At 62.2% G+C, this 14,666-nt stretch carries 5 protein-coding genes; 1 reads left to right on the plus strand and 4 read right to left on the minus strand.

Annotated elements, in window-relative coordinates; translation table 11 throughout:
- The coding region (locus RTP54_RS26205) for a peroxidase family protein (protein ID WP_312366621.1) at nucleotides 1–9,253 on the minus strand (9,253 nt) is incomplete at its 3' end.
- A 432-nt stretch (nucleotides 9,254–9,685) separates the two neighbouring features.
- On the opposite strand from RTP54_RS26205, the gene RTP54_RS26210 reads away from it, so the two are divergent.
- Nucleotides 9,686–11,170 (plus strand): histidine kinase, encoded by a 1,485-nt coding sequence (locus RTP54_RS26210; protein WP_312366624.1) that lies wholly within the window; start codon nucleotides 9,686–9,688, stop codon nucleotides 11,168–11,170.
- A gap of 84 nt (nucleotides 11,171–11,254) precedes the next feature.
- Here the strand turns inward: RTP54_RS26210 and RTP54_RS26215 are convergent, their stop codons facing one another.
- The 3 genes from RTP54_RS26215 to RTP54_RS26225 form a co-directional block, all read right to left on the minus strand.
- Nucleotides 11,255–11,935: a response regulator gene (locus tag RTP54_RS26215; RefSeq protein WP_112807257.1), complete on the minus strand. Its 681-nt coding sequence runs from the start codon at nucleotides 11,933–11,935 to the stop codon at nucleotides 11,255–11,257.
- A 452-nt stretch (nucleotides 11,936–12,387) separates the two neighbouring features.
- On the minus strand, nucleotides 12,388–13,554 hold the full coding sequence (locus RTP54_RS26220) for a GTP-binding protein (protein ID WP_312366626.1): 1,167 nt from the start codon (nucleotides 13,552–13,554) through the stop codon (nucleotides 12,388–12,390).
- 12 nt (nucleotides 13,555–13,566) lie between these two features.
- A complete protein-coding gene (locus tag RTP54_RS26225) occupies nucleotides 13,567–14,637 on the minus strand; it encodes a D-alanyl-D-alanine carboxypeptidase family protein (RefSeq protein WP_162703356.1) in 1,071 nt (356 codons plus the stop codon).
- Nucleotides 14,638–14,666: the final 29 nt, after the last annotated feature.

Below are 14,666 nucleotides of genomic sequence, written 5' to 3' on the forward strand. Positions count from 1 at the left end.
CGTCGCCGTCGCCGGAGCCGCAGGTGTCGTCATCGTCGTCGTCACCACCATGATCATCGTCGTCGTCGTCCGGGTCCGACCCGGCGTCGTCGTCGTCGTCATCCCCATCATCGTCGGGGCCGCCGGTGTCGCCGTCGCCGTCATCCTCGTCGTCGTCGTCATCGCCGCCGCCAACGGGGTCGCCGTCATCATCATCGTCATCATCATCGTCGGGGTTGCCGGCACCGTCATCATCATCCTCGTCTTCGGGCTCTTGCGTCTCGAAGATGTGCTCCGGCAGATCAGTCATGCCGGTGTTGCGGGCGATGATGTCGGCGAACTCCTGGCCGTCGATGAAGTCTTCGTAGAAGTCGAAGTTGTCGAGGCGATTGGCGTAATAGAAGCGATCCGCCTCCTGCAGGCGATCGAACTGCTCGTGCAGCACGATCCAGAAGGTCTGCCCGACCATGCCGCCGTTCACATGCTTTTCAGCCAGACCACCGACCCAGAGATCGACGCGGTCGATGCCCTTGACGATGCCGGTGCCATTGGCCTGCATCGCCACCTGGATGCCCGGATTGATCGACTGGAACGCGGCGACGTCGCCGGGCTGCAGCACCAGGTCCGGATAGGCCTGACGGAACTGGTTGATCACCGCCTGGCTGAGGCCGTTGCGGGTCTGGAAGTCCTCCCAGGACGCGTAGGGCGACAGGTTGCCGGCAAAGCCGCGCGCTTCCGAGACGTAAGGATCCTGGGAGGCTGCCAGATCCATGCGGACCTGGTTGAGCGTTCCAAGACCCACATCCCATCCGCGCGCCACATTGAAGGCGAACAGGTCGGCATTGATGCGCACGAGGTCGTTGCGGACCGCATCGACGATGCTGAAGTCCACCTCCTCGGCCTGCTGGGTGATGATCCCGCCGAGAATGGAGTTGACGCCGAGCTGCTCGTAGCCGGGTTGCGGTACGTAGCCGGGAGGCAAGGGACCGGTGAACACGCCGGCCTCGTTGCTTGGATTGAGGAAGGCGTCGAACAACGCCACCTGTTTCGGCTGACCGTTGGCATCGAGAACGGTCATGGTCTGGCCGATCAGCGAATGCCCGACGCGATAGACGGCGGCCGCGAACTCATGCGAGATGCCGGCGGTCGCATCCGGGTTGTATTCAAGGAAGCCGTGCGAACCGAGGCCGCGCATGCCACCGAGCAGCATGTCGGCGAACTCGTTGAAGACCACCCGCTGGTATTCGGCCTCGTTGATGATCTTGGCCGCCTGGAACAGCTCTTCCGCCGTTCCCTGGAAGCCGGCCGCTTCCAGACCTTCCACATGGAAGTTGTGGTTGCGGGCCCAGATCGTGTGCATCGAGGTCAGCGCGAAGTTCTCGTTGCCGCGCCCGTCGCCGACCACATAATGGTCGAGCAGCTTGATGAAGGGGTTGGTATCGAGAAGCAGAGCATGGCTGCTGCCCATGAAGTTTGAGGTCATCGCCGGCAGCATCGCCTCGTTGATGACGCCGTTGGTGACCAACCCCGCATAGTAGGTCTGGAAGGCGACCTGCCCGCCCGGCAGCGATGCCGAATGGAAGACCGTGTTGTTCTGCCAGTGATGCAGGATTACCTCGCGCAGCGTCGGCAGGAGCGCAAAGTCGTCGTTTGAAGGATCGACCCCACCTTTCAGCAGGTGCGCGCCAAGTCCGCCCGAGCCATTGCCCTCCCGCAGGAACTGGCCGACCAGGTCGTTGGAGCCATAGGCCTGGTTCTGGTCGACGAAGGGCGAGGTCTTGTTCAGATGCTGCGGTACGCCGTCGACGATCGAGTTGACGGTGCCGCGGGTGAGATCGGCCGGATTACCCGAGCCCGGCGCACCATTGCCCGGTGCACCGATGCGGATCGTGCCGTTGCCGCCCTTGCCGAGGAAATCGAGGCCGTGGTCGAAATACTGGCCGAATGCCATGAAGAAGATATTGGCGTCCTTGTCGTTCTTCGGCAGGTCGAGTTCCTGGCTGCCGAGGATGTTGCTGATCTCGCGCGGGTCGAGGCCTGCGAACATCGGGTTGATGGCGTTGTTGCCGGTTGCCGCGTCATAGGCGCCATAATGCGAGCCGGTGATGCGGATGAACGGCGTGTCGGCCGAGCCCCAGTTCGGGTTGTCCTCGTTGTTGCCGTGGCCGGACAACGTGCGAACGCCGGTAGCACCCTCGCCTTCATCGTCGCCGCCGAAAGCCGGCAAGCCGTTGACCAGGTTCTTAAGCCCGGCCAGATCGCTCGCGGTGTATTCGAAGCGGCCAGAGACCCCTTCGCCGTTGCCCGGGTTCGAAGGCGTGTTCTGGAATTGCGGCGGCACCGCGCCGGTAAACGTGATCGAATGCGTGCCGTTCGAGAACGTCTTCGAGCCGTTCGGGTTGGTGGTCATGGTGTAGTCGGAAATGTTGGTTCCCGGCGCCAGTTCCACCACGTCCTGTGGCCTGAGGTTGCCGACCAGCGTGTCGCTGCCGCCGTTGGAGCGGAACAGGATGCGATGCGACGATTGCAGGGCGGAGAGGTCGACGGTGTCGTTGCCCTCGTCGCCGTTGACCGTGATCGTGTTGACGGCAAGCCCTGTCGGCGTGAAGTCGCCGATCGTCAGCACGGTGTCGTTGCCGGCGCCGGTGTTGATGACGATCTCTTCGATGGCGGCAAGTTCGGCCACGATCGAATTGAAGTTGGTGCCGTTGCGGGTGATGACGATCTGGGTTGCCGCGGCAAGCTGCGCGCCAATGTTTCCTGCGACATTGTCCCATTCGAGCCGGGTATAGACCCGGAACGTCTCGCCGGTGCCGTCGCCGTTGATCACCATCGTGTCACCGACGGCCGTGTTGGTGCCGCCATTGACGATGTCGCGGTCTTCGCCGACGTTCCAGACGATCGTGTCGTCGCCGTCGCCGGCATTGATCGTGTCGTTGCCGTCGCCGCCCTGGATGATGTCGTTGCCGGCCAGGCCGTTGATGGTGTCGTTGCCGCCTAAGCCGAGGATCAGCTCGGCGTTGGCGCCACCATTGAGGGTGGTGCCGACATTGGTGCCCTGGAGGAGGTTGCCGCCGGCCGTGGAATAGACGGTCGCGCCGAACTGCAGTTGCTCGATGCCGGAAAGCGTGTCCGTTCCGCCTTCGCCGGAGACGACCAGATCGGTACCGCTCAAGGCGAAGCCGTGATCAGCGGCTGTGCCGGTGAAGACGACCCGGTCCGCGCCTGCTGCGCCGATGAACGTGTTGTTGTTGGCGTCGCCGGTGAAGACGTCGTTGCCGATGCCGCCGGTGACGTTCTCGATGCCGGCGATCGATGCGAAGCCGGTCGCCGTACCCGTTGCCAGATTGACCGTGACTGCGGAGGCGGTCGTGTAGGCCAGTGTGTCGGCACCAGCACCGAGATCGGCCGTGACCCTTTCGACATCGGCATTGATGGAGCCCCCGCCCTCGATCTGGGTGATGCGCGCACCGTCGTAAGCCACGGAGAGAATTTCGCCGTTGGGACCGGTATCGATGATCGCGAGCGTATCGGTATCAGCGCCACCGCTGACGATGTCGGCACCGCCGTTGCCATTGTCGATGTCGACGACGATCGTGTCGTTGCCGATACCGCCGTTCAAAGTGTCGGCACCTGTTCCACCGACGAGCAGGTCATTGCCGTCGCCGCCGTTGAGCGTGTCGTTACCGCCATTACCGAAAATCAGGTCGCGGCCGGAGCTGCCCGTGAACGTTTCACCGACACCACTGCCCGACAGGATGGTTGCCACGCCTGCCAGAGCCGTGCGTGGGTTGGTGTCGTCGGCGCTGAGCGCGAAGATCCCGCTGACATCATGGCCGACAAAGGTCGTGCCCGCAGCGATCTCGACGCTCTCGACTTCCTCGCCGACCGTATCGAAATGGTCGGTCACGGTGATGCCGGTTGCACCGACGACGATGTTGAGGTTGCCGCCCGCCCCTTCGGCAAAGTTGAGCGCAGCCAGCGCTGCACCGCCCGTCGCCAGCGAGATCCGATCGGCGCCTGCCGTTTCCTGGATGGTATCGTCGCCATCGGCCAGGCCGAAGACATAGGTGTCGTCGTTGGCGCCGCCCTGGAGCGCGTCGTCGCCACCGCCGCCCGACAACGTGTCGTTGCCGGCACCGCCTGTCAGCGCGTTATCGCCGGCATTGCCGGTCAGCGTGTCGTTGAAGGCGCCACCGATGACGTTTTCGATCTCCGTCAGCGTGTCGTTGCCGTCGGCACCGCTCGCTGTCCCCGTCGCCAGGTTGACGGTGACGGCACCAGTCGCGGCGGCATAGGTGGCCGTGTCCGTATCGCCCGCGCCGCCGTGCAGCACGTCGTCGCCGAGACCGCCGGAGAGCGTATCGTCTTCGTCCTGCCCGAACAGCGTGTCGTTGCCGGCGCCGCCGACGAGAATGTCGTTGCCATCCTCGCCATAGACGATGTCGTCATTAACAGTGGCGAAAGCCGTCAGATCGTTGGCGGCATCGGTGCCGGTGCGGATGTTGAAGGTTTCGTCGCGGAAACCGCCGAAATCGTCGGTGGAACGGATGATCAGCGTATAGGCCGTATTGGCAGCCATTGGGGTACCGGTCCGGGTGACCACGCCCGCGGCCGAGACCGCAAAGTTCGGGCTGCTTCCCGGCTGAAGCGCATAGGTAAAGACCGTGCTGTCTTCGTCCACCGTGCTCAGATTGGCGATGACGGCACCAGCGCCCGGAAGCGCGCTGATGGCCGGCACGATACCGTTCCAGCGGATGTCGGTCGGCGCTTCGTTGTTGAGCTTGATGCGCGTGCCGTCGGCAAACTCGGCCCATTCGACGTTGCGCAGCGTGTCGATACCGTCTGAGACGAGGTTGCGCTCGGTCAGCGGGTCGATGACGTTGCTGACGTTGATGTGCGAGATCGTCGTGGTTAGGCCGTCGGCGCTGCGGGTAATCGTGTAGTTGGCGTTGCCGTTGGCGTCGAGGAACGTGTCGTTGTAGTAGGCCGTGTCGATGTCGTTGGCGCCCACGCCGTCGGTTACGACCTCACGCACGATATGCAACTGCGTCGGCACGATCGTGCGGGAAATCATCAGGTCGAAGAGCGACTTTCCGACCCAGCTGGCCGGAACCGCACTGCCGCCCGCATTCTCGCTGCCGGTAAACACGTGCTTCAGGCTGTCGACGGTCGCGATCTGGTTTGCCGGCGTGTTCGCCTGATCGGCGCCGGTGATGCGGATGCGCACGTTGAGCCAGCGATCGCCATCGAGAATGTCGTCGCCGCCATTGCCACGCAGACTGTCATTGCCGGCACCGCCGAGCAGGATGTTGCCGCTTTCGAAGAGGCCGCTGGCGCCGACGCTGACGATCTGGTTGAGGCCGGCGATGCGGTCGATGCCCTCCTGGTTGAGACCGTCGTTGAAGAAGATGCCTTCGGTGGTAGCGATCGTATCCCCCGGTGCTATCTCGCCGAACACACGGTCGTCGCCGAGCAGCGTGTCGTTGTTCTTCCAGCCGGAGAGCGCCTCGACCTTGTCGAAACGGTTGCGCAGGATGTCTTCCGCCTCGGTGGTGAAGATCGGGATGCGCATGTCGGCGTAGCCATCCAGAGCCATGCCCTTGAAGATCGCCCAGTCGAAACCGAACATGCCTTCGTTGCGCATGACGCTTTCGCCCTGCACCATGATGTCGTCGCCGGATTCGGCGTCGAAGTCGTGTTCCTCGTTGCCGGAGAACATGACGTCATGGCCGATGATGGCCGAGTTGAAGAACAGTTCGGAGTTGTCGCCGGCGGTCGTGTCGAAGCCGCCGCCCGCCTCGATCCAGTCGTTGCCCTCGTTGCCCATCAAGAGGTCGACACCGTCGCCACCGAGGATGAAGTCGTCGCCGGCCCCGCCAAACACTTCGGTATCGTCGACGCCGACGAAGACGACGTCCTTGCCATCACCACCCATCAGGATGTCGATGCCGTTGGAGTTGGCAATGACGTCGTTGCCCTCCTCGCCCTTGATGAAGTCGCCTGTGTCGCCGCTATCGGTCAGGATATCGTCGCCGCCGCCGCCATTGACGAGGTCGACGCCGGCGCCGGATTCGACCCGGTCGTTGCCGTCATCGGCCCAGATCGCATCGTCACCGAAATCGGTGATGATCGTATCGGCACCATTGGTGCCACCGACAACGATGTGTTCGCCGCCGGTGAAGCGCAGATAGTTGGCATCGGGACCGGCCGTTCCGGGATTGTTGCGAACCACTTTGCCGAGGCCCAGCGCTTCGAGCGTCGGGTCGTTGCCAGTCGGATCGGCATAGGCCTGGTGGGCCTGGTTGACCTCGAGCACGAAATCGTAGTTCGCGAAGGAATCGACGCCGATATGGCGGTCGATGATGTCGTCGGCCGTGCCGCGGATACCGTCGGCGCCCGGTTTGGCAAGGTCGGTGTTGGCCATCATCATCTTCGAGAAGGAATTCTGCTCGAGCTGGTTGAGCATGTTCTGGCCCTGGGTGCGGCTCAGATAGTAGAACCGGTCACCGTCCTGCAGGTTTTCCAGCTGCGCTTCGAAGATCGCGTTGAAGGTCGAACCGAGCATGCCGCCAAAGGGCATCTTCTTTTCGGCAAGGCCGCCGATCCACAGATCGATCAGGTTGAGGCCGGTCTCGGTCGAGGCCCCCGGTCCGCTGTCAGTCCACCCGGTGCTGGTCAGGAAGTCGACGCGATCTGCCGGCGGCTCGAATGTCCTGACGACGCCGTTGATCGTCACTGTTACCGCCTCGCCAAGCACGATGGCCTGGGCTGCCGCACGTTTGCCGGCAAGCGTCGTTTCCGCCTCGATCGTGTCATGAGTGCCATAGGCGGCGATGAAGTTGATGACCGAGATCGGGTTCTTCAGGTTCGCTGCAAAATCCACCCAGTGATCGTAGGGTTTCAGGAAGGTGGAGCCGGAGGCGGCATAGAGTTGGGCTCTTGCGTCGTTGAGCGAGGGAATGCCGGTATCGCGACCACGGGCGATGTTGATCGCCGCCAGGTCGAGCGGCAGTCCGAGCAGGTTGTTGCGCAGCGATCCGACGATGAACTCGTCGATTTCGTTGCCGCGCTCGACGGTCATGCCGCGCACGATCGAGGCTGCCGCTTCGTCATGGGTCATCGCGCCGTCGAGGTCGAACTCGACGGGATTGAGGAAGGCCTCGACCAGACCGACATCAGGGTTGATCGCATTGCCGTTTCCATCCAGGCGCGGCATGGAATCGGTCAACATCGAATGGCCGAAGCGATAGACCGTGTTGGCGAATTCCGAGAAGATCGCCGGATTGATGTCGGTGATGCTGTTGAAGACGAAGGGGTCGATCGCCGGCTGGATCTTGCGGGCGAACTCTTCGAAGACCAGGTGCTGATACTGCATTTCGGTCGCAAAACGCGCGGCCTGGAAGATGCGCTCGCCATCCCAGGCAAAGGAATCAAGCAGCGCTTCGCGCGCCACTGGATCCGCGGGGAACGTGGCCGGCAGCGCATTGAGCTGGGCCTGGGTGATGTCGACGGACAGCCACTCGTTGATGAAGGCGAGATCACCGCTTTGCAGAATGGTCATCTTCTGCATGTCGGTCTGGCGGTTGTGCTCGGAATGGAAGATGTGGTGAACGGTCGTCAGGCCGATATTCTCGTTGCCGCGGCCGTCGCCAGTGATGAAGTGGCGGTCGAGCAGTTCGTCGTCATAGGCGAGATTGCGGCCCGTCTGCGGGTTGGTCGGAACCGCGTTGCCGGTATCGGTGTCGGTATCGGGCACGAGATTGCCCTGCGCGTCGAACACCGGCACGGCATTGTGGGCGATGTCGTCGAGGAAGGCATGGCCGATGCGCACGGCACCGGCGGTGAAGGTGTTGACCGGGGCTGCCGGGTTGCCCTGGATGACGATGTCGTCAGCCGTGTTCGGGATGCCGTCGGTGCCCAGCCCCGTCACCAGCAGGGGAAAGCCATTGGGGCCGCGGATGAACTCGCCATAGGCGTCCGTGCGGATCAGCGGAATGTTGAAGATGTCGGCGTCGGTGAGCTGGATGCCGAGCATCTCGGCGGCCTGTGCCTTGATATCGGCCCAGGTGGGCAGTCCGTTTGCCGAGCCGTCGAGCAGCCGACCGGTGGCGACCGGTACACCACCGACAGTCGCATATTCGCGCAGGAAGACCTGGTGCGATGCGTGCGAGGTGTAGGTCTGGTTCTGGTCGACGAAAGGCGTGGTGGTGTTGATGTGGGAATCGCTGCCGGGCGCTTCTGTAGCGCGGGTCAGCACCATGAAGCGCAGGTGCGCCGGCAGGTCGTCGGCCGTGCCGAACTGGCCATCGGCACCGACGACCAGCGGGTCATCGTTCTGCAGCGGAACGTAGACCGTGCCGTTGCCGCCCTTGGTGATGAGATCGAGGCCATGGTCGAAGAACTGACCGAAGAAGGTCATCCAGGCATTGAACGGTGCCGACAGACCTTCGTCCGGCGCCACGTTGGGGATGGACAGCGAGCCGCCGTCGTTGATGACGACACCCAATTCTTCGGCAAGGGCGAGAAAGGCGGTCGTGGGATCATCGGCGACCAGCTCAGCTTGAGCCAATGCGTCCTCTGCCGCCGACAGGGCTTCGGCCGCATCCTGGATGGCGTCGATCGCAGCGACATTGCCAGGCACATACGCTGCCACGGCTGCATCGAGCGCAGCGTTCGCGTCGTTCAGCGCCGTCTGTGCGGCGATCAGGGCCGCATCGGCCTGGGCCTGCGTCACGCGGGCGGCGAGAAGGCGCTCCAGATCGGCCTGCGGATTTTCAGAACCGGCAAATGTCAGCGCCGCGTAAAGCGCTGCAGGGTTGTTCGCCGACATGTCGACGATGAGGTTGGAGATGATGCGAGGGTCCGCGTCGGCAACGTTGCCCGCATTGCCGTAGTTGGTGTTGGTGACTGGCGGCGGCGCGCCGGACCCGGGCGGGCCAAAGCCCATCGTGTCGCCATCCTGATCGTCACGATAGTCGGCATCGAGCAAACGCGGCATCGGCTGGTCGGCGGAGCCCCAGGTTTCGCGGCCCGGCACGATGTTGTTGTATGTGCCATCGACGGTGCGCAGGCCGGATGGCACATGGGGATCGGGAAGGGCGAGGAAGGCGCCGGGTGTACCCGCCGGGACCACGTTCCCGGCAGCGTCGACATAGATCTCCGTCAGCTCCTGTGCTGCGGTGCCAGAATGCGCGGTGGAGTTCCCTTCCGCGATCTTGATCTGGCGCAATACGAAAATCATGTCCTGAAGATTGAGCTTGAACGCGGCCATTTTCCCCTCCGTCGAGACACAGCGATCCCCCCGGAAAGACACATGCCTTTCCGCCAACAGAGGTCGCGTTACTGGTACTGGTTGCCATTAACGCACCGAAGCCACCGCCGTCGTAGAGAACAAGGTCGCGTGATTTTCGCGACCAAAGGACAGTCGGGCCGAATAACTTTGGTCCCCACCGCCATCAGACCTAAGTCGGGGCCAGATCTCGCATGAGGACGGCACGTCGAAATGTGCCACTGTGGAGCCCGAAGCGCTTTTCAACCGGATCTGCAGCGAAATGCCAAAGCCGCGATAAAGATTTGAAATGTATTTACAAATTTCGCAGACGCTTTGATTTTAGTCCCGCCTGCGTTCTGCTGGCGGAAGGCGCGGACATATTTTTAAGGAACAGGAAATATACTACCACCCGGACGAAAGCGGACATCATTCATGGGTTCAAGCAACGACACGGATACGGCCAAGCGGACCATCCGGCTGAACGTCAGCCGACCTGCCGCCATGAGAAACCTGCTGTCGACGTTCAAGCGGCTGCGACTGGAAGTCCAGTTCATCATCATCGCATCCTTCGTCGTCGTCGCTCTGATGATCGCGCTGGCGATCTGGACAACGAACCGCCTGGAGAAGACCGTCTTCAACAGCGTCGGCTCGCTCGGCGCCGCCTATCTCCAGACATTCGTCGCGCCGCTGATCTCGGAAGAGGACATCAGGCGCGGCGTGTTGCCGCCTGTTGTCGAGGACAAGCTCAAACAATTGCTCGGCACCAGCGCACTTGGCCAGCATGTCCACGAACTGAAGATTTGGGCGCCGGATGGCAGCCTGATGTATTCGACCTCGGGCAAGACGATCGACGAGAAGGTCGTCTTCGACGAACTGCAGCACGCCCTCAAGGGCGAGATCATGGTTTCGCGCACGCTGATCGAGAAACACGAGTATACCGGCGAAGAACAGCGCGGCATGTATATCGAAGTCTACGCCCCGCTGGTCCGGGACGAGGCGGGCAAGGTGCTGCTGGTCGGCGAATTCTACGAGCGCCCCGACTTTCTGCTGGGCGAGCTTTCGACCGCCTGGCGCGAGACGATCAGCATCGTCCTGTTCCTATCGGTCCCGATGCTGGCGCTCCTTTTCCTGATCGTGCGCAGCGGCAGCCTGCTGATCGACCGTCAACACGCCGCCATCCGACACAGCCTGAAGCGGGCGCTGGAGCTGTCCAACCAGAACCGACGGCTACGGGGAGCCGCAGAAACGGCTCGGCTCGAGGCCGGCAAGCTGAACGAGATGATCCTCGATCAGATCGGCACCGATCTGCACGACGGCCCGGTACAGCTGCTGACATTGCTCAAGCTGAAGCTGAGCGACATGGCCGCGCAGCCGACCGGGGGCGAGCCCCAGGTCAGCCGTCAGGATGTCGGCAAGCTGGTCAATACCGTCACGACGGTGCTCGAGGAACTGAGGAACATTTCGAGCGATCTGGTGCTGCCGGAGCTCGACGATATGTCGCTCAACGACACCATCCAGCTTGCAGTCAGGCGGCACGTGGATCTGATCGGCCGCGAGGTCGATGTCGTCGGGCTGATCGCAGCGCAGACGGCCGACGCGCACCTCAACATCTGCGTCTATCGCTTCATCCAGGAAGCCTTGATGAACAGCGAGCGGCATGCGCCTGCCAACCGCCAGCATCTGCGCTACGGCATGCGCCACAATCGGCTGTTCATCACGGTGGCGGACGTGGGCACGGCGGCGTCGGTTTCTACGACGCCGCGCAGCAATGGCCGCAGCGGACTGGGCACGATCACCCAGAAGCGGCGCATCCGTGCCTTTGGCGGCCGCATGCGCACCATCCGCCGGCCGAACGGGACCGTGGTGACGGCGGTTCTACCGCTCGATCACAGCGGCAACCTGTCGGAGCACCGATAGACGCGAGTATACCGGCGCATGGAAGACGCAGGCAGGCATGGCTTGAACGCCGCATCCGAGAGAATGCGGCGTTCAAGCCCTGGCCTAGTTGACGCGCCGGGGCGCGCTGCGCTCGCTCGATCCGTCCGGCAACACGTCCAGACGCTGCGCTGCCAGCACCACTTCCACGCGGTTCCTGACGTCGAGTTTCTGCATCAACACCGTCATGTAGTGCTTGACGGTCTTTTCGCTGATATCAAGACAGGCCGCTATTTCGCGGTTGGTGCTGCCACGCATGAGATGGCGGACGATCTGTTCCTCGCGCAGGCTCAGGCGCCGTTGTGCCTGGGACCGCCGACGGATTTCCGCTGTTTTCATGGCCATGATGACCTTGGTCGCGAACCCCGCCGTGATGAATGTCTCGCCGTCATAGACCGTGCGTATGGCCTCGTGCAGGTCGCTGGCACTGCTGCCTTTCAGCACATAGCCAGAGACGCCGTAGTTCAGAACTTGAATCGCGGTTTCAATGCTTGAATTTGCGGTGAAGACGATGATCCGCGTGTCCTTGTATTTTTGTGCAACCAGCTCGATCGCCGCAATGGCGTCGCCGGGCATGCTCAAATCGAGCACGAGAACTTCAGGTGAAAATTCTTCAACTATTTTCAAAGCATCAACCGCGTTTTCGCCCTTCGCGACGATCTCGAGGTCACTTTTTCCAGAATATAAACTGACCAGCCCTTCCAGAAGGATCGGATGGTCGTCAACAAATGCAACTGATATCGACATGGTCGTTGCTCTCCCTCCGCAACAAACATGCTAGTTCATCGGTTCGGTGTTTTAAAGAAGACACTTAACTTCTAGTTAATTTAGAAAGCCGCAAAACATCGGTCCTGAGCGCCCGCAAATGCAGGCGTGGAACCGGCTGCCCGGTAAAAATACTCCCCTCACAATTTAGGGGAAATGACGGGTACAACCAGGGGGAAAATTCACCAGAACCGGAAATATTCAATGTTTCCAATAGGCTGCTGATCCGAAGCCAGATCTGGATGGCGGCGATGGTCCGGGAGCGCCATCGACATGGCCTTTCCGTAACCCTTCTGGATGGACTAGAAGTAAAGCCGAAATATTAGCCCAAAAATGTTCAAGAAAGCGTCAGCGAATAGCCCGAAAGTACTACCGAATTTTAACCTTTTGCAGCTCATTCGCAGCAACCGAGGGTCGATTGACGGCAAACAATTCTAGAATTTCATCCCGGGTACAACCAGCGGGTTGTCAGCAAGCGCCTGGGCATCAGGACGATCGATGCGTGGTTTGCCCGTGAACGCGTCGAAAAGGTCGCGCACGAATGCTTCGCCGAGCCCCTTGGTGATCAGCACCATGCGCGTGCGGCGATCGGTTGGATCCGGCCAGGCAGGGAGCCGCTCCGGCGTGTGAAAGACATTCTGCACCCCATGCAGGACCAGTGGCCGTTCCGGGTTGTCGGAGACCGCGACGATCGCCTTCATCCGCAACAGCTTCTCGCCGTGGGCCGAGCGCAGGAGATCGATGAACATGTCGAGCGCCATCGGCTCGATCGGCCTGTCATGCATGATGCTGAACGAGCGAATGTCCGCCCCGTGACGGGTCACGTCGTGGTGGTGGTGGCCTTGGTGGTGGTGGTGGTGATCGCCATCATGATGATGGTGTTCGTGACCATGATGGTCATGGGCGTGATGACCGTGCTCATGATCCGCCTCGTCCTGTAGCCAGCGGCCGACGTCGGCGATCTTCGATGCCGGGTCGTAGAGGCCGCACGCGAAGAGTTCGCCCTTCCCCGCCTGCGGACTGTCGCCATCGATGAATGGCGCACGCGGATTGAGCGCCCGCAGTCGCGCGCGCAATTCGTCCAGTTGCGTCCGGTCGGCAAGGCCGGACTTGCTGATGACGATGCGATCGGCGACCGCGACCTGCTTTACTGCTTCGCCGTGATTGGCAAGCGTCTGCAGGCCGTTGACCGCATCGACCACGGTCACGACGCCATCGAGACGAAAGCTCTGGGCAATCACCGGATTGCCGATGACCGACTGCAGCACCGGCGCCGGATCGGCAAGTCCGGTGGTTTCGATGACGACGCGCTTCAGCGGCTTGATCCGCCCCGTCTGCATCCGGTCCATGAGGTCGGCGAGCGTATCCACCAGCTCACCGCGCACCGTGCAGCAAAGGCAGCCGTCGGACAGCTCGATGACGCCGTCGCTCGAGGCTTCCACCAGCAGGTGGTCGATCGAGACATCGCCGAATTCGTTGATGATGACGGCCGTGTCCGAGAGATCGGGATCCTTCAGCAGCCGGTTCAAGAGCGTCGTTTTGCCCGCACCGAGAAAGCCGGTGAGGATCGAAACCGGCACCGCCGGCAATGGGCTAACCATGGAAAACTCCGATCAGAGGCTCGGCCGCGGCACCGGGATCGGCACATTGGCGACGTCGCCCTGGCCAACCGGATCGGCGCCGGCCTTGGCCAACTTGTCGCCGCTGCCGGGGATGAGGCCGGCAAAGGCCAGCTTCAGCGGGCGGTTGATCTCGTGAATGTAAGGCGAGAGCAGCTTCTGCCGCCCGGCTTCGTCGCGGCCTTCGCTGCGCACCTTGGCGGCGGCTTGCGAGCAGATCTGCTTGCTGACGTCGGCAACCAGGTCGCGGGTTTCGCCATAGGGGGCAATCTGCACCAGCGAGGGCTTGGCGGTTCCCGATGTGGTCAGCGCCGTCTGCAGCAGGCGCGCGGATTCGTCGGCCCGGGCGCCCAGGCTATCTTCGCCGAGCACGACCGAAACGACACTGCGGCCATCACGCGTCGCAGAGGAGACCTGGTTGAAGCCGGAGGCACAGATGAAGCCGGTCTTCATGCCGTCGGCACCTTCGAAACGGCCGATCAGCATGTTGTAGTTGGGATAGTCCTTCTTGCCGGTGGTAAACCCTTCCAGCGAGAAATAAGAGGCGTATTCCGGGAATTCGCGCTTCAGTGTGATCGCGAGCACCGCGAGGTCGCGCGCCGTGGTGTACTGGCCGGGGCCCGGCAGGCCGTTGGCATTGACGAAATGCGACGAGGTCATGCCGATGCGGCGCGCCTCGGCGTTCATCCGATCAATGAAGGCGGGCTCGGAGCCACCGACTGTTTCGGCGATGGCGACGGCCACATCGTTGGCCGACTTCACCAGCATCATCTTCAGCGCACTGTCGAGCGTCATTGCCTGGCCGGGCTTGTAGAACATCTTGCTCGGCGGCTCGGAGGCGGCGTTCTTGGTCATCACGACAGGGCTCGTCAGCGCCAGCTGCCCCGATTTGATCGCCCTGAACGTGGTATAGGCCGTCATCAGCTTGGTCAGCGACGCCGGATACCATTTCTGGAAGATGTCCTGGTGCTCGTAGACCTTCAACGTATTGACGTCGACGACGAGCCGCGGATTGGCAGCCGCGGGCAGTGCCATGAGAAGGCTCGCGCAGGCTGATGCGGCAATACCCGCTGCTCTTGCCTTGCCACGCATGA

This window comes from Ensifer sp., assembly GCF_031989085.1.
Classification (GTDB): Bacteria; Pseudomonadota; Alphaproteobacteria; order Rhizobiales; family Rhizobiaceae; genus Ensifer.

Coding starts and splice junctions, on each gene's coding strand:
- RTP54_RS26220 (WP_312366626.1), bottom strand. CDS start 13,554: ATGGTTAGCCCATTGCCGGCGGTGCCGGTTTCGATCCTCACCGGCTTT.
- RTP54_RS26210 (WP_312366624.1), top strand. CDS start 9,686: ATGGGTTCAAGCAACGACACGGATACGGCCAAGCGGACCATCCGGCTG.
- RTP54_RS26215 (WP_112807257.1), bottom strand. CDS start 11,935: ATGTCGATATCAGTTGCATTTGTTGACGACCATCCGATCCTTCTGGAA.